Source organism: Sulfurifustis variabilis, from assembly GCF_002355415.1.
Taxonomy (GTDB): Bacteria; Pseudomonadota; Gammaproteobacteria; order Acidiferrobacterales; family Sulfurifustaceae; genus Sulfurifustis; species Sulfurifustis variabilis.
On the sequence record NZ_AP014936.1, the window covers coordinates 1,412,615 to 1,436,924 of the forward strand.

Genomic DNA, 24,310 nt, shown 5'->3' on the forward strand with positions numbered 1-24,310 from the left:
CTTGCGGTTGCCCCCTTTGATAGCGAAAAATTCCGCAAATATCGTTCAAAAGGTTTGAACACGTGCGTCTGACTCTGGAGGCCCTGGAAGTCCTCGACGCCATCCAGCGCAAAGGCAGCTTTGCGGCCGCCGCCGAGGCGCTGCACCGCGTTCCTTCCGCGGTCACTTACACCGTCCAGAAGCTCGAGGAAGACCTGTCCGTCACCCTGTTCGACCGCAGCGGACACCGTGCGGTGCTGACCGATGCGGGCAGGGAGCTCCTGCGCGAGGGGCAGCACCTGCTCAGCGCCGCCCAGGAGCTCGAAGCGCGCGTGAAGCGCGTCGCGACCGGATACGAGGTCGAGCTGCGCATCGCCGTGAACGACGTGATTCCCTGGGATCGGCTGATCCCGCTCGTCGAGGAGTTCTACGGCGCGGCCTGCGGCACGCGGCTGCGCATGAGCGCGGAGGTGTACGGCGGCGCCTGGGACGCGCTCATGGGCGGGCGCGCGGACCTCGTCGTCGGCGCGCCGGCCGAGGGCCCGCCCGGCGGCGGCTACGTCACGCGCCCGCTCGGGCAGGTCGAGTGGGCCTTCATGGTCGCGCCGACGCACGCGCTGGCGACGGCCCCCGAGCCCATCCCGCCCGAAGAGATCATGAAGTACCGTTCCATCGCCGCCGCCGACAGCTCGCGCAACCTGCCGCCGCGCACCTCGGGCATGCTCTCGGGACAGGACGTCCTCAGCGTCCCGGACATGTACTGGAAGATCGCCCTCCAGCGCGCCGGGCTCGGCGTCGGCTACCTGCCGCTGCACATGACGCGCGACGACGTCGCCGCCGGGCGGCTCGTCGTCAAGCGGGTCGTCGAGCCCAAGCCCGCGGGTCCGATGTACATCGCGTGGCGCACGGGACACAAGGGGAAGGCGCTGGACTGGTGGGTCGGACGGCTGGCGGACGGGAAGGTGCAGAAGGCATTGCTTGGCTAAGATATAGGGGATCCTGAGATAAGGGGTTCGGCGGGCGCGAACTCGTTAGAATGGCCATGCTCGATGATGAGAGGGCTCGCTGTGAAATACAGTATCGAAGTTGAGCAGGAAGAAGACGGTCGTTGGCTCGCCGAGGTGGCTGAGCTGCCGGGCGTGCTGGCCTACGGCGGCACGGCGGAGGAGGCTATGGCCAAGACCGAAGTGCTGGCGCTTCGCGTCCTGGCCGAGCGCCTGGAGCACGGCGAAGCCCGTCCGGTCGATATCAGCATTTCGGTCGCTGGAGCATGAGTCAGTAGCCTTCGACGAAGGCCGCTCGCGTCCTGTCCGCTCTACAACGCATCGGTTGGCAGATCAAACGTCAATCAGGCTCCCATAAGACGCTTTTCCGGCCCGACTGGCCGGACTTCGTGTTCGCGTTTCACGAACGTGAGGAGATCGGTCCTCGGATGCTCGCACGTATCGCCAAGCACACCGGACTCAAACCAGAGGACCTGTGATCCGGATACGGGTTGCTGCGCCCCCGAGCCCGTCCCGCCCGAAGAGATCATGAAGTACCGTTCCATCGCCGCCGCCGACAGCTCGCGCAACCTGCCGCCGCGCACCTCGGGCATGCTCTCGGGACAGGACGTCCTCAGCGTCCCGGACATGTACTGGAAGATCGCCCTCCAGCGCGCCGGGCTCGGCGTCGGCTACCTGCCGCCGTTTCAGGCGCCGGTCCGTTCCTCTTCCGTCGCCTGGTCCAATCACGGGTCCCCGACTTCGACAAGGGTGCCGAGCGCGAGGTCTGGAGGATAATGGGAGGGCGTTCGCATCCCATCGGGAAGACCTGCGGGAGCCGACGGAGGCGCATCGCCAGGAGGGCGGATGAAAGGCGAGAAGTTCAACATGCTGCGGGGAGAGTTCTACGATCCCGCGGACCCGCAGCTCACGAAGGAACGGCGGCACGCCCGGCTTCTCCTCAGGGCGCTGAACCGCTCCCGGCCCGGTCGCCCGCGAGTCCGCGCGCGCATCATCAGGGCGCTGTTCGCCGCGGTGGGCGACGACGTGTGGATCGAACCGCCCTTCTTCTGCGACTACGGCAGCAACATCGCGGTCGGCGACAAGGTCTTCTTCAACTTCAACTGCGTCATCCTGGACGCGGCCGCCGTGCGCATCGGCAGCCGCGTCCTCTTCGGGCCTGCCGTGCAGCTGTATGCGGCGACGCATCCACTCGACGTCGCCGAACGCCGCTTGGGCCTCGAGCTGGCCAGACCGATCGCGGTCGGCGACGACGTCTGGATCGGGGGCGGAGCCATCGTCCTGCCGGGCGTCACGATCGGATCCGGGACCGTGATCGGGGCAGGGAGCGTCGTGACGACGGATATCCCGGGGGGCGTGGTCGCGGCCGGAAACCCCTGCAAGGTGCTGCGCGAAGCCGGGAATGGGGCGTGAGGACGCGATGCCGTGCGGCGACCGGCCGGTCCTCGCGTTGAAAACGTTGAAACAGGCCGTTTATGCTTCGCGCTCCCGACACGGAGGTTCTCCCATGCGCACGCGCAGACTGATTCCCTTCCTGCTTCTTCCGCTCCTCGCCGCCTGCAGCAAGGAAGAAGCGCCGCAGACGTCGACGCAACAGTCCGCCGCGACCTCGGCGCCCGCTGCACCGGCGGCCACGACGCCCGACAAGGCGCCGGCGGCCGGCCAGCAGGCCCAGGCGCCCTCCGCGCCGGCGGCCGCGGGCGGCGCGGCCGCGAAGGGCGAGGACGTGTACAAGCAGACCTGCACCGCGTGCCACGCGACCGGCGTGGCGGGCGCGCCCAAGCTCGGGGACAAGGCCGATTGGGAGCCGCGCATCGCGCAGGGCAAGGACGTGCTCTACGAGCACTCGATCAAGGGCTACACCGGCAAGAAGGGCGTGATGCCGCCGAAGGGCGGCAACATGTCGCTCAGCGACGAGCAGGTGAAGGCCGCGGTCGACTACATGGTGGCGCAGGCGAAGTAATCCCGGTTCACGAAGGCGTCGGTCTCCGTTCGGTCGCGCGGGCGGAGAAGGGGACGCTCGGCGTTTGAATCACGAAGGGTAGAGGAGCAGGCAGAGGTGCAGGCACGGGCAATGCGCAGGCGCACGAGGGTTGCGCGTCGCACGTCGGCCGCGACGGCGCTCGTTCTCGCGCTAGTGGGATGCGCGACCGACGAGCGCGCCGCGCAGACGTCCCTGTCCGGAGAACAGGTCTACCGGGAGACATGCAGCGCGTGCCACGCGACGGGCGTCGCCAACGCGCCCCGGTTGGGCGACCGGAAGGCGTGGGCACCGCTCGTCGAGGAGGGGCAGGCCGTGCTCACCGCCCATGCCTGGGTCGGCGTGCGGGCCATGCCGCCGGGAGGCGGAAGGCCCGACCTGTCGCTGCTCGAGTTCGGCCGCGCCGCCGCGTACATGGCGCGTGCGGCGGGAGAACGCTGGGAGGACCCCGACGCCGAGATGCTCGAGCGCATCCGCGAGGAAGAGGAGAAGCGCGTCGAGGAGCTCCGCGCGAAGAAGGAATCAGGGACCGGTTCCTGAAGGCTCGCCCCTGCGACCGCCGGGCCGCGCAGACGCGGCCGCTGCGGCGGACACTGCGGGCAAAATGGGCGACAATGCCCCGATCGCGTGTCCCGGACCCCCTTCGCTGATGTCGGTGTTCCGTCTCTTTTTCGTCGTCGTTCTGCTCGTCGCGCTGGCGGAGATCTATCTGTTCGCGAAGGTCGGGCAGCTCATCGGCGCGACGAACACCGTCCTGCTGGTCGTGCTCACCGCCTTCGTCGGCGTCGTGCTCCTGCGGTTGCAGGGTTTCGTGACGGTGAACCGCGTGCGCGGCGCGCTCGCGCGCGGCGAGCTTCCCGCTCTCCCGCTGCTCGAGGGGTTCGGCCTGCTGGTGGCCGGAGGCCTCCTGCTGCTTCCCGGATTCCTTACCGACGCCGTCGGCCTCGCCCTGTTCGTGCCCGGGATTCGCCGGGCGGTGATCCGCCGGCTCGTCGGCTCCTCGCTGATGCCGCGCCCGCCGGTCGGGCCGGCGCCGGAGCGGCGCGGCCCGCGCGTCATCGAAGGCGAAGTGACGCGCCGCGACGACTGACGGAGCCCCGTCCTGCTCAGTACCCTCGCCATCGCCCACTACCGCTCGCTGCGCAACCTGGTCGTTCCGCTGCAGCGGCTCAACCTGATCACCGGCGCCAACGGGACCGGCAAGTCCAGCGTCTACCGGGCGCTCCGGCTGCTCGCCGAGCCGGCGTCATCCCGTCGCTCGCGCGCGAGGGCGGGCTGCAGTCGACGCTTTGGGCAGGGCCGGAAAAGTTCGGCCGCGCGGTGCTGCGCGGCGAGCACGCGGTCGAGGGCACGGCCCGCAGGGACGCGGTGAACCTCCGCCTCGGCTTCGCCGGCGAGGACTTCGGCTATGCGATCGACCTCGGTCTTCCGACACCGAGCCGCTCGGCCTTCGCCCTCGATCCCGTGATCAAGCGCGAGTGCATCTGGAGCGGCCCGGTGCTGCGCCCGGCGCGGCTCCTGGTCGATCGCCGCGGCCCGGTGGTGAGCATCAAGGGCGACGACGGGGAGTGGAAGACGATCGGGCAACACCTCCCGACCTTCGACAGCATGCTGACGCAGTTCGCCGATCCGCAGAACGCGCCCGAGATGCTGAGGCTGCGCGAGCGGATCCGCTCGTGGCGCTTTTACGACCACTTCCGGACGGACGCCTCGGCGCCGGCGCGGAGGCCGCAGATCGGCACGCACACGCCGATACTCGGCAACGACGGCGCGGATCTCGCCGCGGCGCTGCAGACCGTCCGCGAGATCGGCGACGCGGCGGCGCTCGACGAGGCGGTCGAGGACGCGTTTCCCGGGTGCCGCGTCTCGATCGTCGACACGGACGGCCGGTTCGAGACCACGATGCACCAGCACGGGCTGCTCCGGCCGCTCCGGGCGGCGGAGCTCTCCGACGGCACGATCCGCTACCTGCTCTGGATCGCCGCGCTCCTCACGCCGCGGCCGCCCGAGCTGCTCGTACTCAACGAGCCCGAGACCAGCCTGCACCCGGACCTGCTTCCCGCCCTCGGGCGCCTGATCGCGCGCGCGGCGGGGCAATCGCAGGTGTTCGTGGTGTCGCACGCCTCGCGCCTGATCTCGGCCCTGGAGCAGCAGCCGGATTGTCACTCCATCCTGCTCGAGAAGGAGCTCGGCGAGACGCGTGTCGCGGGCATGCGCGCGCTGGACGGTCCCGCCTGGCATTGGCCGGCCCGCTAGCGGTTCAACGAAATTCTGTCCCGCTCGACGGGAGGAGGGCGGGGAAGGGAAGAGGCATGGCGGCGCACACTTCCACCGTTCCTTGCACGGCTGTCGTTTCCCGGGCGCGCCAATGACGGATCCGCTCGCGAAGCGCAAGAAACCCCGGGTCGTGTCCGCGATCGTGCTGGGAGCGCTGCTCCCGCTGCTCGCGCTGGCGGTTCTCTGGCCGCACGTGGGGGTCGTGACCGCCGTGCTGGTCTTCGTCGCCGGCGCGCTTCTGGCTTTCGTGGCGGATTCGCGCCTGCAGGCGCTCACGCCCAGGGAGGAGATGGTGGGGCGCGAGGGCGTCGTCGCGTATCCGTTCAGGCAGGACGCGAACGGCGTCTATCTCGGCAACGTGCAGATCGGCACGGAAAGCTGGACCGCGACCGCGGCGGAGGCGGATGCCCCCGGGCTGACCGCCGGCCGCAGGATCCGGGTAACGGATATCGAAGGTCTGGTGCTGCGCGTGCGGCCGCTCGACCGACGCGGATGACACGAACGGCGACCGGTCGTCGCTAGACGGCCAGGCGCAACCAGCGCCTTCCGGACGCCCGTTCGACCGCGAGTTGCGTCGCGGTGGGAACGAAGCGGTACGTCAGGTAGCACACGTCGCGCACGTTCGAAAGCGCCTCCGGCGCGAAGACGTTGCAGTTGGTCCCGTCGCAGCGCGCCGACTTCACCAGCAGCCCGTTCTGCCGCTGCTCGTGCAGGTAACGCCCGACCGGATGCGTGAAGCCGTAGCTGTCCGGATCGACGAGCCCCGGGAACATCGCCTCCTTGCCGCGGAGGTCGACGAGGAGCGCGTTCACGCGCGCGCGGAAAAGCCGGCGTTCCGCGCGGATCTCGCGGTCGTAATCCGGGAAGCTGTCGCGCACGAAGCGGACCCAGTGGTAGACCGTTTCGTGCACGGTCGTTTCGAGCTCCAGCGAGCCGTACCACACGCCGTAGAGCGTGCCATCGCTGAAGCGCGTGACGTGCCAGTTCTCGGGGACGAAGGGGAAGGTGATGACCGTGCCGTAGTCGAAAGGCCGGGCGATCAACGGCGGGAAGCCGCTCGCCGGCCCCTCCGAGGCCGCCTGCGCGCAGGCGCGATCGGCTTTGGAGGGAGAGAGGTCGTCGAACAGGTCCTGCGACTCCCGGATCGACTTGATGTTGCGGAAGGCGTCGTCGTCGAACGGGACGACCGTGTCGAGCAGCTCCGCGGGCAGCACGCGCTAGCGCCCGCGCTCGAAGTCGAGGTAGCGGCGCACGGCGACGATGCCGAGGTACCCCTGCTCGCGCATGATGTCGAGCGGCGAGCGTCCGCCGAAGCGGCGGTTCGGCGCGCTCACCCACCGGTAAACCAGATCCCGGTTGTGCGGGAAAATGATGCGCAGGGACTTGTGGATCGCGAGCAGGTGACCCGCGCGCTCGAGCATGTCGCGGTTGGGGGCGAGGGGCTCGCCCTTGCGGTAGCGGCTGACGGCCGAGCGCGAGTCGGGGGAGAGCCCGAGGAGCGCGGCCTGATCGACGGCGCTCAGCGCCCACAGCTCGAAGAGCTTCGTGATCTGTCGGGCGAGCGCCACGCGAGCCGGACGGCTCTCGAGGTTCGCCTTCGGGACCGTGGGCTGGACGTGCGCGATGCCGGTCATGGGGCGGGAGAAACGTATTGTCTGGTACAGGTATAGTACTAGTCGGTACGCCGCGCCACAAGGCGGCCCCAAACCGCGGGGCTCAACCGGGCGGCCGGAGAGCGGCAGGGGCGTCCCCGCCGTATCGGCTGCAAAACCGCTCCGCGATCCGCCACAACTGGTCGGTCAGGAGTGTCCTGACTTTTTCCCGGATGGCCGTCTCGACCGGGCCGTAGCAGGCCTCGGCGATTCCGCCGGCAATGCAGGCGAGCGTGTCGCTGTCCCCGCCGAGCGAGTCGGCGTTGCGCACGGCGTGCACGCGCCAACCTTCAATCCCGCGCGGACGCAGGAGGTTCTCTTCCGCGTATCGGTTGTTCCGATGGACGGGGCGTATAGTGAAAATCGCAGTGTGCGCTGGAACCGGAAACGAGGAAGAGAGGAGGTGGACGATGAACACGAGACGCGGTGTCGGCTGGTTGATCAGCGCGGCGCTCCTGGCCGGAGGCGCGATGAACGCGACCGGGGCCGAGCGTGCGCCGGGCGGCATGGAGTCGAAAGCGGCGCGGATCACCGTTCTCTACGACGCCTTCGGCAAGGCGTCCGACATGAAGAAGGACTGGGGTTTCGCCGCGTACATCGAGTACGGCGGCAAGCGCGTGCTGTTCGACACGGGCAACAACGCCGACGTCTTCGCGCACAACGTGAAGGCCAAGGGGATCGACCTGACGAAGCTCGACTTCGCCGTCGTCTCCCACCGCCACGGCGACCACACCAGCGGCCTGAATCACCTCGTGCGCACGAACCCGAACCTGACGATCTACGCGCCGCAGGAGAACTTCGGCGTCTTCGGCGCGGCCCTGCCCGGAACCTTCTACCGGCGCAACGAGTCGCTGCCTCCCGAAATGCGCTACTTCGACGGGAACCCGCCGCAGACCATGCGCTTCGGCACGCCGTGGCCGCAGGGCAACTTCACCTGGGTGGCGAAACAGACGGAGATCGCGCCCGGGTTCCACCTCATCGCGCTGCGCGGACCGTGGGGCGTCGATCTCGACGTGATCGAGCTCTCGCTCGCCATCGACACGCCGGAGGGCATCGTGCTGGTGGTGGGCTGCAGCCATCCCACCATCGAAAAGATCGTCGAGGCGGCGCGCACGACGATCGCCAGGCCCATTCACCTCGTTGTCGGCGGCACCCATCTGCTTCCGGCGAAGGACGACGAGATCGCCCGCATCGCCCTGTCGCTCAAGGACCACGCGAAGGTCGCCTGGATCGCGCCGGTCCACTGCACGGGCGAGCCGGCCTTCGAGATCCTGAAAAGGACCTTCGGCGACCGCTACCTCTACGCCGGTCTCGGCACCACGATCACCTCCGGTCCCGACGTGAAGTCGCTGTCCGCCGACGGCACGCCGCACACGCACGCGATGGATGCGGAGGACCGCCGGCGCTACCGGCAGTTGCTCGCGCACAGCGACGACAACCCGGCGAGGCTCGTGGCGCACGACCATCGGCACTGAACGACGGCGGGACGACGCGCTCACGGGGGCAGGCGATAGACCCCGAGGTCCCCGCGCCAGGCGGCGAGGTGGCTTCCCTCGGGCAGCGCCTCGCGCCGGCCGATCACGAACGCGCCGCCGGGGCGCAGGCGCGCGAGCAGGCGTCCGAGGGTCTCGCGCTGCAGGGCGGCGTCGAAGTACGTGAAGGCGAGATTCCGGCAGAGGATCAGATCGAAGCGCCGGTCAGGGAGCGCGGTGCGCACGTCCTGGCGCTCGAAACGCACGCCGGTTCGATACGGCTCCCGCAGGCAGTAGCGTCCGTCGATCCGGTCGAACGCCGCCGCGCTCCAGGCCGGAGGCAGGAGCTTGATGCTGCTGGAGGGATAGCAGGCGGTGGCCGCGCGTTGCAGCACCGTGGCATCGACGTCCGTCGCCAGGATATCCAGGCCGATGCCGGGCATGGGCACGCTCCGGCCGAGCCGCCAGGCGAGGAGCAGCGTGTACGGCTCCTCGCCCGAGGCGCAACCTATGCTCCACGCCCGCATGCTCGGCTCGTGTCGCTCTCGCGCCTGCTGCGACAGCGCGGGAAGCACGGCGTCCGCCAGGAAATCGAACACCGCCTTGTCGCGGTAGAACACCGAGATGGTGATCCGGCACAGGCCATCGAGGATCGCCCATTCGTCGGGACGGCGCTCGAGATGCGCGCGGTAGGCGTCGATGTCGGTCAGGTGAAGCGCGCGCATCCGCGCGTCGACGCGGCGGCACACCTGCCGGCGCACCCTCCGGAAGCCGGGCCAGCGCAGGTGCAATCGGGGCAGGGCCCATTGCAGAAAGGTCACGCATTCCTCGTCGCGCATCGATTGGCCCCCGCGCGGGCCCGAAACGACCATGCTATCAGTTCGACGCCGGCGAGATGGGGGCGCGTCGGACCGGAGGAGGAGCAGCGATGCGCGTGCGCAGATCGAGGACCGTGAGCGTGCCGATCGAGTGCCCGCCCAGGGCGGTGTACGAGTTCGTCGTGAAGCCGGAGAACCTCCCGCTGTGGGCAACGGCGTTCTGCCGTTCCGTGCGCCAATCCGGGGACGAATGGATCGTGGAGACACCGGACGGCCCGATGACGATCGAGTTCGTCCGCACGAACGATCTCGGCGTGCTGGACCACTACGTGAGCCCGGCCCCCGGCGTTCAGGTCTTCAACCCGATGCGGGTGGTGCCGAATGCGGACGGCAGCGAGGTGATCTTCACGCTGTTTCAGCCGCCCGAGGTCTCCGACGAGCGATTTGCCGGGGATGCGGCCCTGGTCGAGCGCGATCTGCGCACGCTCAAGCGCGTCCTGGAACAACGTTGATACCTTAATATACCGGTGCCGGCGACGAGGCCGGCCGGTACGCCGGTTTCCGTTCCCTGCGTGTCCACCCGAGCCCGAGCGAAGCCGGTTTCGCCGTTCCGGGCCGGTTTTGGTCCTTTCGTCGGCACGGCGCGGACGCCAGTGACGGCCGATCGAACGGCGGGCTAGAATCGCGCCGCCCTTATGCCCATCGTCGAAAAAGATCCGTGGCGCGAGCAGTACTTCGCCGGCGTTTCCTGTCCCGCCCACGTCTACATTCCCACCGACGACACGCTGGCGTGGCAGCTCAATCCGAACCACCGCTGGGTCTATAACAAGCTCCTCGTCTGCGAGACGCAGGGCCTCGTGCACGCGCCGCACGACGTTCCGCCGGCGGCGTTCCCGGTCTTCAGCAAGCCGATCTACAACCTGCGCGGAATGGGCACGGGCAGTCGCGTCGTGCGGGACGCCGCGGAGTACGAGCGCACCCAGGCGCCCGGCCACTTCTGGATGCCGATGCTCGAAGGCGAGCACGTGAGCAGCGACGCCGTCGTCGTCGCCGGCGAGCCGGTCTGGTGGCGGCACAGCGTCGGCGTGCCGCTCGTCGACGGCATGTTCGATTACTGGACCGTGCTGGCGGACGCGCGGCCGCGGATCGAGTCGCGTTGCGGCGACTGGCTGCGCCGCCACCTCGCGGGCTACACGGGCTGCATCAATCTCGAGACCATCGGAGCGACGATCATCGAGGTGCACCTGCGCTTCGCGGACCAGTGGCCCGATCTCTACGGCGCGAACTGGATCGACGCGGTGGTTCGCCTGTACGCCGAGGGCCGCTGGGAGTACGACGAGGCCTGCCGACGGGACGCGTACAGCGTGGTGCTCTTCGGAGCGCACGGCAGGCCTTACGATCATCCGCCCGAACCGGTCACCGACCGGTTGCTCAGCCATCCGGGCCTCTCCAGCATCCAGATCACCTTCGACCCGGACCGTCCCGCGGAGCTGCACGCCATGCCCCCGGGAGGGTTTCGCCTTGCCGTCGTCAACGCCTGGGACCTCGAGGCGGGTCGGGCGGCGCGGGAGGAGCTGGCGGCGTGGTTCGGGCGCGGCACCTTCGGCGAGCTGCGCAGCGCCTGAACGGCGCCGGGCGGGTCAGGCCGGCGCGAAAAAGCGCAGCGCGTTCCGGTAGGCGATCTGCTCCGCCACGTGGGGCGGCAGCGCGGCGAGCCAGCGACGATAGTGGCCGAGTATGTAGCGGAACTGGTACCAGAACTCGTTCGTGTACGTGCCGCTGCCCACCATGAAGCGGTCGGGGTGACGCAGGAAGAGCGCCGACCAGGCCGGCGCCAGCTTGCCGCCGGGTGCGATGTCGGTGCGATGCGAGAGCTCGGTCGCGAGATTCGGGAAGCGGTCGAGCAGCGCGCCGACCACCTCGGGGCTCGCCGTCATCCCCGCGTGCGCCCAGAGCACGCGCAGGTTCGGCGCGATGGCGAAGATCTCCTCGACCAGGGGCGCCTCCGCGTGCAGGTTGATCGCCAGCCCCTGCTCGCCGGCCAGCTCGAGGACCTGGCGGACGACCGGCTTGTGCAGCTGCCCGGCGACCAGGTGGAGCTCCCCGATCCCGCGGTACGCCTGGTTGGAGAGCTCCTGTCTCAGGTAACCGGGCAACGTCGCGTCGTCCACCCACGTCTCCCGGTCCTCGCGGCTGCGGTAGGGCGAGAGGAACGGGACGATGATCTGGCGGTTGCGCGTCTGCAGGCGGAAGGTGCCTTCGTTCGGCGTGCTGGACACCAGCGCCTGGGTGACGTTGAGCTCCTCCAGGGTGCCGATCACGGCCCTCGGCGAGAAGTACTCCCAGGCCTCCCGGTTGTAGTGCATCTGCACGTCGTAGATCGGCGGCTGCGGGTTCGCGTCGCGAAAGTAATAGAGGGCGAACAGCGTGAGCGCGACCGGGAGGCTCAGGAAGCCCAGGGTCTGCCGGAGCCGGGAGGAACCGCCTTCTTCGCCTGACATGTCGGATCGCGCGCGGGCGTTTGTTATGCTCATGCTGCCCGCGCGCGCGGGACGACGCAACCCGAAGAGCGGCCAACGGCTTCACATGTCCGAATTCGAGCGATGGCGAAGCCGCGAGGCGGTGGGCCCGGGCGGCCCGCTCGCGCGGCGGATTCCCGGTTTCGCGCCCCGCCCCGCGCAGCAGAAGATGGCGCACGCGGTCGAAAAGGCCCTCGAGAGCCGGAAAACGCTCGTCGCCGAATCCGGCACGGGCACCGGCAAGACCTACGCCTACCTGGTGCCGGCGCTGCTCTCCGGCCTGCGCGTGATCGTCTCCACCGGCACCCGGACCCTCCAGGACCAGCTCTTCCGGCGCGACCTGCCGCGCGTGCGCGATGCCCTGGAGCTGCCCGCGCGCGTCGCCCTGCTCAAGGGCCGCGGGAACTACCTCTGCCTGCACCGGCTCGGCGTCACCGCGGAAGAGGGCCGATTCGCGACGCGCGCGCAAAGCGCCGAGTTCCAGCGGATCCGGGCGTGGGCGTTCGGCACGCGCTCGGGCGACATCGCCGAGGCCGGCGAAGTGCCCGAGGAGTCCGAGCTCTGGCCGCGCGTGACCTCGACCGCGGACAATTGCCTCGGCGGGCAGTGCGCGCATTACGACGAATGCTTCGTCAACCGCGCGCGCCGCGAGGCGGCCGGCGCGGAGCTCCTCGTCGTCAACCATCATCTCTTCTTCGCCGATCTCGCCCTTCGCGAGGAGGGCTTCGCGCAGCTCCTGCCTTCCGCCGACGCCGTCATCTTCGACGAGGCCCACCAGCTCCCCGAGATCGCCTCGGATTTCTTCGGCGTCACGCTGAGCAGCCACCAGCTGCGCAACCTCGGGCGCGACACCATTTCCGAGGACCTGCGCGAGGCGAGCGGGCTGGCCACGCTGCGGCCCGCGGCGGAGGCGCTGGAGAAGGCGGTGCAGGACTTCCGCCTCGCGTTCGGGATCGAAGCCCGGCGCGATCACTGGGATCGCGTGGCCGGCACGGGCGCGTTCAAGGACGCGCTGCGCGCGCTGCACGAGCATCTCGAGGAGCTGACCGTGCAGCTCGAGACGGTGGCGGGGAGAGGGCCCGGTCTCGCGAACTGCGCGCGGCGTTCGCAGGCGCTGAGGGAGCGGCTCGAGCGCTTCGAGGCCGGACCGCTCGACGAGATCGCCTGGTTCGAGACGGGACCGCGAAGCTTCATGCTGCGCCTCACGCCGCTCTCGATCGCGCGCGAGTTCGGCTCCCGGATCGCGGGATTGGGCGCGAAGGCCTGGGTCTACACCTCGGCGACGCTCGCCGTGGGCGAGGACTTCTCGCACTTCACCGGGCAACTGGGTCTGGAGGACGCGCACACCGCGCGCTGGGAGAGCCCGTTCGACTACGCGAGCCAGGCGCTCCTCTACGTGCCGCCGGGCCTGCCCGATCCGGCCTCGCGCGACTACACGCTCCGCGTCGTCGAGGCGGCCCTACCCGTGCTGCGCGCGAGCGAGGGCCGGGCGTTTCTGCTCTTCACCAGCCACCGCGCGCTCCGCATCGCGGCCGAGCAGCTCGCGGGAAGGCTCGACTATCCCTTGTTCGTTCAGGGCACCGCCGCCCGCGCGCAGCTCCTCGAGCGCTTCGTCGCGGCGGGCAACGGCGTGCTGCTCGGCACGGCGAGCTTCTGGGAGGGCGTCGACGTGAAGGGGCCGACGCTCTCGTGCGTGGTCATCGACAAGCTCCCGTTCGGCTCGCCCGAGGACCCGGTGCTCAAGGCGCGCTCGGAGGCCATGACGGCGGCGGGGCGAAATCCCTTCCGCGAGTTCCAGCTGCCCGAGGCCGTGATCGCGCTCAAGCAGGGCGCGGGACGGCTGATCCGCGACGCGGCGGATCGCGGCGTGCTGGTGATCTGCGATCCGCGCCTGCTGTCGCGCTCGTACGGACGGCTGTTCCTCGACAGCCTGCCGCCGATGCCGCTCACGCGCGCGCAGGCGGACGTCGAGCGCTTTTTCCGCGAGGCCGGCGCGGTGGATACGGATACGGCCACACTTTAAGATCGCCGGATGGAAGCGCCCGAAGCGCCGAATTCCGTGACGCCGGCCGGCGTGCCCCCCGAGCGGCCGCTCATCACCATCGCCAACGTCGTGTACGGCCTGCAGGCCGTCGGCCTGCTCCTGCCCATCACGTTCATCGCCGGGATCATCATCAACTACGTCAAGCGCGACGACGCGCGCACGACGCTCGTCGAATCCCACTTCCGCTGGCAGATCCGCACGTTCTGGTACGGGCTGCTCTGGGGCGCCCTCGGCGGCCTCACCGCGGTCATCGGCATCGGCGCCGTGATCCTCTTCGCCGCCTACGTCTGGGTCATGTACCGCATCATTCGCGGCTGGCTCAACCTGGTCGACCGCAAGCCGATGTACCTGAAGGCCAGTGACAAGTGATAAGTGCCAAGTGAGTAGTCGAGGCGCGCGCTGCGCGCGCTCATCAATCCATCACTTGTCACGTTGCACTTATACTTTCCCCTTCAGCGCTCGATCGTGAAGAGCAGGTCGGCGCCCGTGTAGGGGCCGGACTCGGCCTGGAGCGCCCAGCGCGCGCTCAGCTTGTAGCGGATGCGGAACACATTCACCTGCTCGAACAGGCCGATGCTGTAGTTGACGTACAGCCGCGGCGAGAGCTGGCGGCCGAGGACGAGCGCCGCGTCCTGGTTCTCGGTTCCGCCCTCGATGCTGACCTCCTCGATGCCGAAGCGCGCGCCGATGCGTTGCGCGAGGAACTCGCCGCCGCTGAGCTGCAGCGCCGCGGCGGCGCCCGCGAGCGTCTTCCCCTGGGCGGCATCGGCGGATTCCAGCGGCTGGCCGAAGAGGAGGTAGGAGAGCGCGTCCGCCTGGCCCATGGCGGGTTCCGTGAAGAGGACGAATTCGGGCTCGCGCAGCGTTCCCTTGACGGTGATCCCCGCCGTCACGTCCTCGATCTTGCGCACCGCGCGCGCGTCGATGCCGGGGTTGTCGACCGGGCCGCCGGCAAAGAGCAGCCGGCCCCGCTCGATCTCGAGCTTCTGGCCGAAGGCCTCGTACTTGCCTTCGACGATGCGCACCTCGCCCCGGCCCGTCGTCACGCGGCCGGGGGCCTCGACGACGGTGATCTGGCCGGTGATGTCGCCGGTCAGACCGAAACCGTCGAAGCTCACGCGCTCGCCCAGGATGACCTGCACCTGGCCGCCCACGGTCCACGGCGTGGCCGGTGCGGTCTCGGGTTCGTCCTCCGGCGCGTTGACGATGACGACGTCGCGCGAGACCGGAACGGCCGTCGTCTCGCCGCCGACCAGGCGCGGCCGCGGCGCGAACCGGGCCTGCGGCACGCGTATCTCGCCGTCGATCGTGACGTGGCGCGGAACGACGTCGAGGCGGAGGTTCGGCGAGACGACCACCGACGCCTCGCGCAGATCGACGGCCTGGAAGCGGTCGCCGGTGACCTGGAGCTTCGCGCGCCAAGCCCGCCCGGCTTCGAGCGCCAGCGTGCCGGCGACGTCGATCTGACCCTTGCCGGATCGCGCCTGGCCGCGCAGGGTGAGGACATCGTTGCGTTCGGCCGTTGCCGTCAGCTCGACGGCGTCGAGCCGTATGCCGGGACCGGGCAGACGCGCCGAGGCGTCGCGCAGGCGCGCATCGCCGCGCAGCTGCGGTTCCGCGAGCGTTCCGCCGATGCGCAGATCCGCCTGCACCGATCCGCGCAGACGTTCCACTTCGGGAAAGAGAGGCAGCAGCGGCGCGATGTCGGCAATCCGCGCCGTGAACCGGCCATCGAGCGGCTGAGCGGCGCCGGCCGGGGCGCTGCCGTCGAACTTCGGCAGCGCGAGGTCGAGGCGCGCGCCGTCCTCCCCGGCGAGCCGGATCTCGGCATGGCTGCGCAATCCCCGTTCGTCGACGTCGAGGCGCGCGGCGCCGCCGTGAAAGGACACCGCGCTCGCGCCCGCCCCCGCCGCGGCGAGCGTCAGCGTGCCCGGGCTCAACTCGAACTCCGCCCGCGCGCGCGTGAGCCGCCGGCGGTCGAGATGCAGGTCCGCGTTTCCGCTCACGGTGCCCCGGACGCGCACGGCAGGCGGCAGCAGCGGGGCGAGGAGGGGCAGGGGCACGGTCTCGGCCGAAACCTGGAACCGGCTGGCGGCGTTCGGGTTCCAGTCGGCCGAGACGCAGGCGTCGGGACGGCCGGCGCGCAGGCACGCCTTTTCCAGCACGACGCGATCGCGCCCGCCGCGAAGCGCCGCCGGCGCCTGCAGCGTCCAGAAGCCCGCCGCCTCGCTCTGGAGGATGGCCTGACGCAGCTCGCCCTCCCAGGTGCCCGCGGCGTAGCCGCCCGCGAGCCGCAGCGTCGCCGCCAGCTCGTCCATCGCGGCGTGCGCGCTGACGGTGTGCCTGGCGATATGCCCTTCGGCGCGCAGGCTGAGACGCTCGAGCTCGCGCCCGTCGGCGATCACGCCCCGCGCCTCGAGGCTGGCGCGCGAGGCTTCGCGGTCCGAGAGGTCGACGGCGCCGTTCAGCGCGAGCGTCTGCGCGCGCAGGTCGCGGTACGCGACGGCCCGACCGGAAACGTTCGCCTCCACGCGCGGCGCCGCGCGCGGGCCCTGGAGTCGGCCCCGGCCTTCCAGCTCGCCGGCGGCGTCCGGCCACACTGCCGCGAGGTCGCGCGCCTCGATCTCCCAGCGCATGTCCCAGGCGTCGGTCAGGTGTCCGTTCACGCGCGCGACGGCACCGGCGCTTCGGGCTTCGATGCGCAGGTCCGGATAACGTCCGGCCTGGCGGACCACGTGGCCGCGCGCGCTGACCGGGCGGCCGCGCAGGTTGCCCTGAAGCCGCTCGAGCGTCAGCTTGAGCCCCTTGGCGGTACCCTGCGCCTGCGCCGTCGCGCCGATCTCGCCCGGCCACTCGGGCCACATCGATCCGGGATTGATGCCGGCGGCGGTCGCGCCGGCGGACCAGGCGAGCTGCGGCGACCAGGCGATCCGTCCGCGTCCTTCGATCCGGCCGTCGAGCAGCTCGGCGACGAGCGTCTCGACGTCGAGGGCCTTGGTGTCGCCCCGGCCCGCCAGCGTCCAGCGCGCCGGCGGAAGATCCCGCCCCTCGGTCGCCAGCGCGCCCTCGATCCGGTAGTCGTCGGTTTTTCCGGCGATGCGCGCCTCGCCCTCGGGGCTCGCCACGAGGGCCGTCCCGTCGAGCGGCCACTGCAGCCCGCGCCAGCGGGCCTGCACCTCGAAGGCCCGGGCCGCGATCGTCCAGCGTCCCTGCGCGTGGGCCTCGCCCGGCGCGCCCGCCGCCGTGACATCGAGCGAATCGAGCACGACCGCGTCGGCGTCGCCCTTCGCCTCGAAACGGCCGAGCAGCGTTTGTCCCGCGAAGGTCGCCTGCGCGCGGCCGCTCGCCGCGAAGCGGCTCGCGTCTCCCCGCGCGCCGACTTCGAGGCTCGCGGCGAGCGCAGGCCAATCGCGCCTGATGCGGCTGGGGTCGACCGAAGGCAGCAAAAGCTCCGCGTTCCAGGCGAGCTTCGTCGTCGGCTGCCGCACCTCGGCGCGCAGCGTCCCGCGCAGCGGCTCGGTCAGTTCCTGCGCGATGTCGAGCTTCGCGAGCGTGCCGGAGACGGTGCCGCGGCCGGCGACGGGCGCGTAGCCCGGCGGCTCGAGACGCCACGCCAGGTTCAGCACCCGGCCGTCTTCGTCGAGGGCCATGCCGCCGTCCGCGGTGACGGAGAACCGCTCGGCATCCACCCGCAGCCGCGACAGCGCGAGCGCGCGCGGTCCCCAGGTCGCGCCCTCGATCTCGATCGTCCGGATCTCGATCGGGCTGGCATTCGGGCGGACGACCGCGAGGTTCCGCAGCCGGGCGTCGCCGATGCTGAGCGTCAGCGGCAGGCGCGGCGCCGGCGACTTGCGCTCGGCCGGCTTTTCTTTCGGTGCCGGCAGCGTCACGCGCAGTCCCTCGACCTCGATGTCGCTCAGCCGCAGGCGCCCGGCGAGGAGCGCCGTGGGCGACCAGTCGATCGAGGCGTGCTCGAGGCGCGCCGACGTCTCGTCGTCGCGATAGAGCAGGCCGCGCACCTCGATCGGTCCCGCCAGCCGTCCGGCGAGCGATTCGACCGACAGCGAGCCGGGCAGGCGCGCCTGCAGTCGTTCGTAGGCCCAGCGCAGTCCCGACTCGGTGCCGAGCAGCCACGCGAGCGCGCCCGCCGCCACGACGAGGAGGCCGAGGAACGCGATCAGAACGAGGAGGCGGCGGCGCTTCACAGGTCCGGCCCGATGGTGAGATGCAGGCGCCACGGATTGCCGTCCTCGCTCAGGGCGCTGGCGAGGTCGACGCGCACCTGACCGATCGGCGAGCGCCAGCGCACGCCGAAGCCGGCGCCGCGCGCGAGCGCGTCGGTGTAGTCCTCGAGCGCGTTCCCCGCATCGTAGAAGACCGCGGCGGACCAGCCGCCGCGGATCCGGTGCTCGTATTCCAGGCTCGCGACGAGCAGCTTGCGGGCGCCGATGACGTCGCCGCTGGCGTCCTCCGGTCCGAGCGAGTTGTAGCGGTAGCCGCGCACGCTCTGGTCGCCGCCGGCGAAGAAGCGCAGGCTCGCCGGCAGCTCGTCGAAGTCGTCGATGCGCGTGCTGCCGACTTCGGCGCGGGCGATGAAGCGCCCCGAATCCCATATCGAGTAAATGAGCTTCGGCTGCAAACGCGCCTGGAGGAAGCTGATGTCGGATCCGAGCTCCGCCGATCCGCCGCGCAGCTCGAACCACAGCCGCGCGCCGCGCGGCGTGTAGACCCGCTCCTCGCCCCAGGTGCGGACCCAGTTGGCCCCCGGCATGACGAGGGCCGTCGCCCCCGTCTGGTCGCCGACGTCGAAGTCCTCGCTCTGGTACGTGAGCGAGAGCGTCTCGCGGGTCCGGCCCCGCGCGGCCGTGCGGCTCACGCCGACGCGGGTGATCTGGCTTTCGTACACCAGCGTGTCGTCGTCCTCGTAACCGGCCGTGATCGCGTACTGGTCGGTGCGCGGATTGCGGAACGGAATGAAATAGCCGACCGTGTAGTTCTCCTGGATGCCCGAGGCGCGCAGCTCGGCGCGCAGGTGATGGCCGCGCTCGTTGATGTAGCGGCGCTGCCACCCGAGGCGCCCGCGCGCGCCGGTGTCCGTACCGTAGCCGATGCCGAAGGTGTAGCGGTCCTGCTTGCGGGGCGTGAGGCGGATGCGCACCGGAATCGCGTGGTCCACGGCCTGCGCCGGGTCGGCGAGCACGTCGATGTCGGCGAAGTAGTCGCTGTCCGCGAGCGCGGTCTGGAGCTCGAGCAGCGCGCGCGTCGAGTAGGGCTGGCCCGGCTTGATGCGGAGGTAGCGGCGCAGGAAGGCGGGATCGAGCAGGTCCTGGTCGAGGGTGATCTCGCCGAAGCGGTAGCGCGCGCCGGTGTCGATGTGCAGGTGGACGCTCGCCGCGTTCTTCTCGACGTCGACCCGCACCTCGCTTTGCACGATCCTGAAATCGAAGTAGCCTCGCTCGGCCGCGACCTTCTGGAGCTCCCGCTTCACCGCCTCGTAGTCCGCGTGGCGCAGCCGCTCCCCCTTCGTGAGAGGAAACGCGTCGAGGATCCTGCGGAACTCGGGATCCTCGGCGCCTTCGCCGGCGATCCGCAGGTCGAGCTCGCGCACGCGCACGGGCTCGCCGGGCGCGACGACATAGCGCGCCAGCCATCCCTCGGCGGTCCGGGTCAGCTGGCTCTCGATCCGGGGGCGGTAGAAGCCGAACGGCTGCAGCGCGCGGCGGATCTCGCCCTCGGCTTGCGTGTGCAGGCGGCGGACGCGCACCGGCGAGAGGTCCTCGCGCGCGCGCGACTGGTATATGCCGAGGAACGCGAGCACGTTGTCGCGCAGCTCGCCGCCCACGCCCTCGACCTCGACCGCGATCGCGGGGGAAGCGGCCAGAACGGGAAGCGCGCCGAGCAGCAGACCCAGGAGGCAGGCAAGCGAAGCGGCGCGCATCGAGTGGGGCGGTTGAATCCGTTTGTTGGCCGTGAGCGGGCGGTTACCGGCATAATACCCAAAACGCGAAAACCCGCGACCAGAACGGGGCGCCACGCGCCTTCCGGCGCGGATCTCGAAGGGGAACCGGCCTGCAGGCACAACACCATCGACCGCATCGGGGGGAACGGCTTGCCCGTTTCGTGGCGACCGGATTCGGCGTCGGCAAGGTCGGATTCGCGCCGGGCACGTTCGGCACGCTCCTCGGCGTTCCCGTTTACCTCGTCCTGATGCAGGCCGCCGCCGGCGTCTACCTTCTCGCGCTCGCGCTGCTGCTGGCCTTCGCCGTCTGGGTCTGCGGCATCGCGGAGCGCGGGCTGCCGCACGACGACGCCTCGATCGTACTCGACGAGATCGTCGGCTATCTGATCACCATGTACGCGGCGCCGGTCGGATGGGTCTGGGTGATCGCCGGGTTTCTGTGGTTTCGCCTGTTCGACATCTGGAAGCCGTTTCCGATCGGTCGCATCGACCGGAGCCTGCCCGGCGGATTCGGAACGGTGCTCGACGACGCGGCGGCCGGTGTCTACGCGTGGGCGGGCCTGCAGGCGACCGCGTTGCTGATCGGCGCCCCGACGCTGGTTCCCTGATCGTGAATCGCCCGCCGGGGGAAGAGGACGCGGTGTCGCGCGCGCCGGCCGGCGCCATTGCCCTCAAGCGCTCGCTCACGCTCGGCCTGCTGACGCTCTACGGCCTCGGGACGATCCTCGGGGCGGGCATCTACGTCCTGGTCGGACGGGTCGCCGCGACCGCCGGGATGTACGCGCCGCTCGCGTTCGTCATCGCCGCCTTGCTCGCCGGACTCACCGGCCTTTCCTACGCCGAGCTCTCCGCGCGCCTGCCGAAGAGCGCGGGCGAAGCGGTCTACGTGCAGGAGGGCCTGCGGCGCCGGTGGCTGTCGGTCGTCGTCGGGCTGCTCATCGTGCTGACCGGCGTGGTCTCCGCGGCCACCATCGCGAACGGCTTCGTGGGCTACCTCCATGTGTTCGTGGCCGTGCCCGACGGGCTGGCCGTCGTCGTGCTGGTTCTGCTGCTCGGCGCCCTCGCGGCCTGGGGGATCACCGAGTCGGTGGTCGCCGCCAGCCTGGTCACGCTCGTCGAGCTCGGGGGTCTGGCCTTTATCATTTATATAGGAGGCGCGGGCCTGGTCGATCTCCCGGCGCGGTGGCCGGAGCTCGTACCCCCGCCCGCGGCGGGGGTGTGGCACGGCATCCTGCTCGGGGCGTTTCTCGCCTTCTACGCCTTCATCGGCTTCGAGGACATGGTCAACGTGGCGGAGGAGGTGAAGGAGCCGGGCCGCACCCTGCCGCTCGCGATCCTCATCGCGATCGTCGTCTCGACCGTCCTCTATCTGCTCGTCGCGCTCGTGGCGGTGCTCGCGCTGCCGCCCGCGGAGCTCGCCGCGTCGCGTGCGCCGCTCGCCCTCATCTACGAGCGGGCGACCGGAAGCCCGCCGACGCTGATCGCGCTCGTCAGCCTGTTCGCGGTGGTGAACGGGGCGCTCATCCAGATCATCATGTCGTCGCGCGTGCTCTACGGCATGAGCCGGGAAGGTTGGCTGCCGGAGGCGCTCGGGAAGGTCTCGCCGGTCACGCGCACTCCGCTCGCGGCCACCGCGCTCGTCGGGGCGACGGTGCTGGTGCTCGCGGTCGCCCTGCCGATCGTGACCCTCGCCAAGGCGACGAGCCTGATCGTCCTGATCGTGTTCGCGCTCGTGAACCTGGCGCTGGTCCGCATCAAGCGCCGCGATCCGCGCCCCGCGGGGGTCCGCGTGTTTCCGCTCGCGATTCCGCTCGCGGGTTTCCTCGCCTCGACCGGCTTCGTGGCGCTTCAGCTCGCGGAGCTGCTCGCCGGCCTGCCGCTCCCGTAGCGTTCGCGCAGCAGGTTCTTCTGCACCTTGCCCATGGTGTTGCGCGGAAGCTCGTCCACGAAGTGGATCGACTTCGGCACCTTGAAGCCCGCGATGGAGCCCTTGAGCGCCGCGATCAGGCCGGCTTCGGTCGCCTCGCTGCCCGGCTTGCGCACGACGACGGCGGTGACGGCCTCGCCGAAGTCGGGATGCGGCACGCCGATGACCGCCGATTCCAGCACGCCGTCGAGCCGGTCGAGCCACGATTCGACTTCCTTCGGATACACGTTCAGGCCGCCGGAGATGATGAGGTCCTTCGAGCGCCCGACGATCGCCACGTGCCCGTGCTCCTCGATGCGCGCGAGGTCGCCGGTCCGGAAGTAGCCGTCGGGCGTGAAGTCCTCGTCCGTCTTCTCCGGCCGGCGCCAGTAGCCCTTGAACACGTTCGGACCGCGCACGAGCAGCTGGCCGACGTCGCCCTCCGGCACGGGCTTCCCCGACTCGTCGACGATGCGGATCTCGACGCCGGGCAGCGGGCGCCCGACCGTGCCCGGAACCCGCGGGCCCCCGAGCGGGTTCGAGGTGTTCATCCCGGTCTCGGTCATCCCGTAGCGCTCGAGGATGGTGTGCCCCGTGCGCGCGCGAAACTCGTCGAACGTCTGCGGGAGCAGCGGCGCCGAGCCGCAGACGAACAGGCGCATGTTCCGGCACCGCGTGGCGTCGAGCGCGGGGTCGGCGAGCAGCCGCGTATAGTAGGTCGGAACGCCCATGAACACCGTGGCGCGCGGCAGCCGCTCGATGACGCTCTTCGGCTCGAAGCGCGGCAGGAGGATCATGTGGCTGCCGCCGAGGAGCGCGCAGTGGCAGGCCACGAAGAGCCCGTGGATATGGTAGAGGGGCAGGGCGTGCAGCAGAACGTCGTCGCTGCGCCAACCCCAGGCCTCGAGCAGCGCGAGCGCGTTGGCGACGAGGCTTCCGTGGGTGAGCATCGCGCCTTTCGGGCGACCGGTCGTGCCGGAGGTATAGAGGATTACCGCCAGGTCGTCGGCGGCGCGTGCGACCGTATCGAACGACGACTCCTGCCCGCGCGCGGCGTCGGGCAGCGTGCCGGTGCCGTCCTGCGCCAGCGTATGGAAATGCTTTACCCCGCGGCGGTCCGCGATCGGTCGGAGCGGCGGCGCGGCGGCGGGGTCGACCACGACCAGAGCCGGTTCGGCATCCTCGAGGAAGTATTCGAGCTCCGCCTGGCGGTATGCGGTGTTGAGCGGCAGGTAAACGAGCCCCGCGCGCAGACAGGCGAGATAGAAGAACAGCACCTCGACCGACTTCTCGACCTGCACCGCGACGCGTTCCCCGGGCGCGAGGCCGAGCGTCGAGAGCCAGCGCGCATAGCGCGCGCAGGATCGATCGAGATCGGCGTAGGAGAAGCGCCGTCCGTCCTCCGTCTCCACCGCCCACGCATCGGGCGAACCGGAGAAACGGTCGGTGAGAAGGGTGTAGAGATTCGCCATGAAAAGCCTTTTGCTTGACACCCTTATTTTGGCCTGACGATAATCGATCGCGCTCCACAAAAAAACCCGCTGTCGAACTGTCGGGATTCTCGTCATGTGAAAACCGTGGCGCGCACGGCGCCCGATCACGCGATGGGCGCGAAGAGATTTCCGGCAACGCTAACCAGGAGGAGTCATGTTTACCCTGCGTTCGTTACTCACCAGCACGTTCGTCGCAGCGGCCGTTGCGCTGCCCATCGCCACTCAAGCCGCCAACGTCACCCTCAAGGCGTCGCACCAGTTCCCGGGAGGCAAGGGCGACGTGCGCGACGAGATGGTCCAGATCATGGCGCGCGAAGTCGACAAGGCGAATGTCGGCCTCAAGATCCAGGTGTACCCCGGCCAGTCGCTGTACAAGGCCAAGGAGCAGTGGGGCGCGCTGGTGAAGGGCCAGCTCGACATCACCGCCTTCCCGCTCGACTACGCGAGCGGACGCCATCCGCAGTTCAGCGCGACGCTGATGCCCGGGCTGGTCAAGAACCACGAGCACGCCCGGCGCCTGAACAACTCCGAGTTCATGAAGGACATCAAGAAGATCATCGAGGACGCGGGCGCCATGGTCCTGGCCGACGCGTGGCTGGCGGGCGGCTTCGCCTCGAAGAAGAACTGCATCGTGAACCCCGAGGACATCAAGGGGCAGGTGACGCGGGCCGCGGGCCCGGCGTTCGAGCAGATGCTCGCGGGGGCCGGGGCATCGATCTCGTCGATGGCGAGCTCGGAGATCTACACCGGCATGCAGACCGGCGTGCTCGACGCGACCAACACCAGCTCGGGCAGCTTCGTGTCGTTCCGGCTCTACGAGCAGGTCCAGTGCCTCACGGCGCCGGGCGAGTACGCGCTGTGGTTCATGTACGAGCCGATCCTCATCTCCAAGCAGACCTGGAGCAAGCTGAACAAGAAGCAGCAGGACGCGCTCATGGCCGCCGCCAGGAAGTCGGAGGAATACTTCGCGGGCGAGGCGAAGAAGCTCGACGACAAGATGGTCGACGTCTTCAAGAAGGCCGGGGTGAAAGTGGTGACCATGAACGAGCAGCAGTACCAGGCCTGGCTCAAGATCGCCAAGGACACCTCGTACAAGCACTTTTCCGAGAAGGTTCCCGGCGGCAAGGAGCTGATCGAGAAGGCGCTCGCGGTCAAGTAGCCGCTCCACGCCTTATCGGCGGCGGCAGCAGGGGAGGTCGAGGGTTT

The 24,310-nt window shown here is 70.0% G+C and carries 25 protein-coding genes and 1 pseudogene; 18 read left to right on the forward strand and 8 right to left on the reverse strand.

Annotation, left to right across the window (positions count from 1 at the left end):
- Positions 1–62 precede the first annotated feature (62 nt).
- From SVA_RS06890 to SVA_RS06935, 10 genes and pseudogenes are all read left to right on the forward strand, one after another.
- On the forward strand, positions 63–965 hold the full coding sequence (locus SVA_RS06890; RefSeq protein ID WP_096460537.1) for a LysR family transcriptional regulator: 903 nt from the start codon (positions 63–65) through the stop codon (positions 963–965).
- 66 nt (positions 966–1,031) lie between these two features.
- Positions 1,032–1,253, forward strand: a complete 222-nt coding sequence (locus tag SVA_RS06895; protein ID WP_420823876.1) for a type II toxin-antitoxin system HicB family antitoxin — start codon at positions 1,032–1,034, stop codon at positions 1,251–1,253.
- Positions 1,254–1,285: 32 nt separating this feature from the next.
- On the forward strand, positions 1,286–1,462 hold the full coding sequence (locus SVA_RS20405) for a type II toxin-antitoxin system HicA family toxin (RefSeq protein ID WP_197703462.1): 177 nt from the start codon (positions 1,286–1,288) through the stop codon (positions 1,460–1,462).
- Between the two features lie 49 nt (positions 1,463–1,511).
- Entirely contained in the window at positions 1,512–1,760 is a 249-nt protein-coding gene (locus SVA_RS19920; RefSeq protein ID WP_096460538.1) for a type 2 periplasmic-binding domain-containing protein, read from the forward strand.
- A 69-nt stretch (positions 1,761–1,829) separates the two neighbouring features.
- Positions 1,830–2,396 (forward strand): sugar O-acetyltransferase, encoded by a 567-nt coding sequence (locus tag SVA_RS06910; RefSeq protein WP_096460539.1) that lies wholly within the window; start codon positions 1,830–1,832, stop codon positions 2,394–2,396.
- Between the two features lie 94 nt (positions 2,397–2,490).
- Entirely contained in the window at positions 2,491–2,946 is a 456-nt protein-coding gene (locus tag SVA_RS06915; protein ID WP_096460540.1) for a c-type cytochrome, read from the forward strand.
- A 111-nt stretch (positions 2,947–3,057) separates the two neighbouring features.
- Positions 3,058–3,504 carry a c-type cytochrome gene (locus SVA_RS06920; protein WP_096460541.1) on the forward strand — a complete coding sequence of 149 codons (447 nt, stop codon included), beginning with the start codon at positions 3,058–3,060 and terminating at the stop codon, positions 3,502–3,504.
- Positions 3,505–3,613: 109 nt separating this feature from the next.
- Positions 3,614–4,054: an FxsA family protein gene (locus SVA_RS06925; RefSeq protein ID WP_096460542.1), complete on the forward strand. Its 441-nt coding sequence runs from the start codon at positions 3,614–3,616 to the stop codon at positions 4,052–4,054.
- A 12-nt stretch (positions 4,055–4,066) separates the two neighbouring features.
- Positions 4,067–5,220: pseudogene (locus tag SVA_RS06930) on the forward strand (AAA family ATPase).
- Positions 5,221–5,332: 112 nt separating this feature from the next.
- Positions 5,333–5,737 carry an NfeD family protein gene (locus SVA_RS06935; RefSeq protein ID WP_096460543.1) on the forward strand — a complete coding sequence of 135 codons (405 nt, stop codon included), beginning with the start codon at positions 5,333–5,335 and terminating at the stop codon, positions 5,735–5,737.
- Between the two features lie 22 nt (positions 5,738–5,759).
- Here the strand turns inward: SVA_RS06935 and SVA_RS06940 are convergent, their stop codons facing one another.
- The 3 genes from SVA_RS06940 to SVA_RS20010 form a co-directional block, all read right to left on the reverse strand.
- Complete coding sequence (locus tag SVA_RS06940; protein WP_096460544.1) at positions 5,760–6,455, reverse strand: RES family NAD+ phosphorylase; 696 nt, start codon at positions 6,453–6,455, stop codon at positions 5,760–5,762.
- Positions 6,456–6,458: 3 nt separating this feature from the next.
- Positions 6,459–6,875, reverse strand: coding sequence for an MbcA/ParS/Xre antitoxin family protein (locus SVA_RS06945; protein WP_096460545.1), 417 nt, complete (start codon positions 6,873–6,875; stop codon positions 6,459–6,461).
- Between the two features lie 82 nt (positions 6,876–6,957).
- Positions 6,958–7,173: a hypothetical protein gene (locus SVA_RS20010; RefSeq protein WP_197703400.1), complete on the reverse strand. Its 216-nt coding sequence runs from the start codon at positions 7,171–7,173 to the stop codon at positions 6,958–6,960.
- 130 nt (positions 7,174–7,303) lie between these two features.
- Here SVA_RS20010 and SVA_RS06955 point away from each other — a divergent pair, with 130 nt between their 5' ends.
- Positions 7,304–8,368 (forward strand): MBL fold metallo-hydrolase, encoded by a 1,065-nt coding sequence (locus SVA_RS06955; protein WP_169924000.1) that lies wholly within the window; start codon positions 7,304–7,306, stop codon positions 8,366–8,368.
- A gap of 20 nt (positions 8,369–8,388) precedes the next feature.
- On the opposite strand, the gene SVA_RS06960 is transcribed toward SVA_RS06955, so the two are convergent.
- On the reverse strand, positions 8,389–9,186 hold the full coding sequence (locus SVA_RS06960) for a CheR family methyltransferase (RefSeq protein WP_197703401.1): 798 nt from the start codon (positions 9,184–9,186) through the stop codon (positions 8,389–8,391).
- Positions 9,187–9,299: 113 nt separating this feature from the next.
- Between SVA_RS06960 and SVA_RS06965 the strand changes: the two genes are divergently transcribed.
- Together SVA_RS06965 and SVA_RS06970 are read left to right on the forward strand one after the other, a co-directional pair.
- Entirely contained in the window at positions 9,300–9,695 is a 396-nt protein-coding gene (locus SVA_RS06965) for an SRPBCC family protein (RefSeq protein ID WP_197703402.1), read from the forward strand.
- A gap of 183 nt (positions 9,696–9,878) precedes the next feature.
- Positions 9,879–10,808, forward strand: a complete 930-nt coding sequence (locus tag SVA_RS06970; RefSeq protein ID WP_096460549.1) for an ATP-grasp domain-containing protein — start codon at positions 9,879–9,881, stop codon at positions 10,806–10,808.
- Between the two features lie 15 nt (positions 10,809–10,823).
- Here the strand turns inward: SVA_RS06970 and SVA_RS06975 are convergent, their stop codons facing one another.
- On the reverse strand, positions 10,824–11,684 hold the full coding sequence (locus tag SVA_RS06975) for an amidohydrolase family protein (protein WP_169924001.1): 861 nt from the start codon (positions 11,682–11,684) through the stop codon (positions 10,824–10,826).
- Positions 11,685–11,709: 25 nt separating this feature from the next.
- On the opposite strand from SVA_RS06975, the gene SVA_RS06980 reads away from it, so the two are divergent.
- Together SVA_RS06980 and SVA_RS06985 are read left to right on the forward strand one after the other, a co-directional pair.
- Positions 11,710–13,725, forward strand: coding sequence for a DNA repair helicase YoaA (locus SVA_RS06980; protein WP_197703403.1), 2,016 nt, complete (start codon positions 11,710–11,712; stop codon positions 13,723–13,725).
- 9 nt (positions 13,726–13,734) lie between these two features.
- Positions 13,735–14,115 carry a DUF4870 family protein gene (locus tag SVA_RS06985; RefSeq protein ID WP_096460551.1) on the forward strand — a complete coding sequence of 127 codons (381 nt, stop codon included), beginning with the start codon at positions 13,735–13,737 and terminating at the stop codon, positions 14,113–14,115.
- 83 nt (positions 14,116–14,198) lie between these two features.
- Here SVA_RS06985 and SVA_RS06990 read toward each other — a convergent pair whose 3' ends face one another.
- On the reverse strand, positions 14,199–17,951 hold the full coding sequence (locus SVA_RS06990; RefSeq protein ID WP_096460552.1) for a translocation/assembly module TamB domain-containing protein: 3,753 nt from the start codon (positions 17,949–17,951) through the stop codon (positions 14,199–14,201).
- Complete coding sequence (locus tag SVA_RS06995) at positions 17,948–19,684, reverse strand: autotransporter assembly complex protein TamA (protein ID WP_096460553.1); 1,737 nt, start codon at positions 19,682–19,684, stop codon at positions 17,948–17,950. The genes SVA_RS06990 and SVA_RS06995 overlap by 4 nt, the downstream gene beginning before the upstream one ends.
- A gap of 182 nt (positions 19,685–19,866) precedes the next feature.
- On the opposite strand from SVA_RS06995, the gene SVA_RS07000 reads away from it, so the two are divergent.
- Positions 19,867–20,313 (forward strand): phosphatidylglycerophosphatase A family protein, encoded by a 447-nt coding sequence (locus SVA_RS07000; RefSeq protein ID WP_197703404.1) that lies wholly within the window; start codon positions 19,867–19,869, stop codon positions 20,311–20,313.
- Positions 20,314–20,315: 2 nt separating this feature from the next.
- Positions 20,316–21,593, forward strand: coding sequence for an APC family permease (locus SVA_RS07005; protein ID WP_197703405.1), 1,278 nt, complete (start codon positions 20,316–20,318; stop codon positions 21,591–21,593).
- On the opposite strand, the gene SVA_RS07010 is transcribed toward SVA_RS07005, so the two are convergent.
- Entirely contained in the window at positions 21,554–23,083 is a 1,530-nt protein-coding gene (locus SVA_RS07010) for a malonate--CoA ligase (protein WP_096460555.1), read from the reverse strand. The two genes, SVA_RS07005 and SVA_RS07010, sit on opposite strands and share 40 nt — an antisense overlap.
- Positions 23,084–23,258: 175 nt before the next feature.
- On the opposite strand from SVA_RS07010, the gene dctP reads away from it, so the two are divergent.
- Positions 23,259–24,263 (forward strand): TRAP transporter substrate-binding protein DctP, encoded by a 1,005-nt coding sequence (gene dctP, locus SVA_RS07015; protein ID WP_096460556.1) that lies wholly within the window; start codon positions 23,259–23,261, stop codon positions 24,261–24,263.
- Positions 24,264–24,310: the final 47 nt, after the last annotated feature.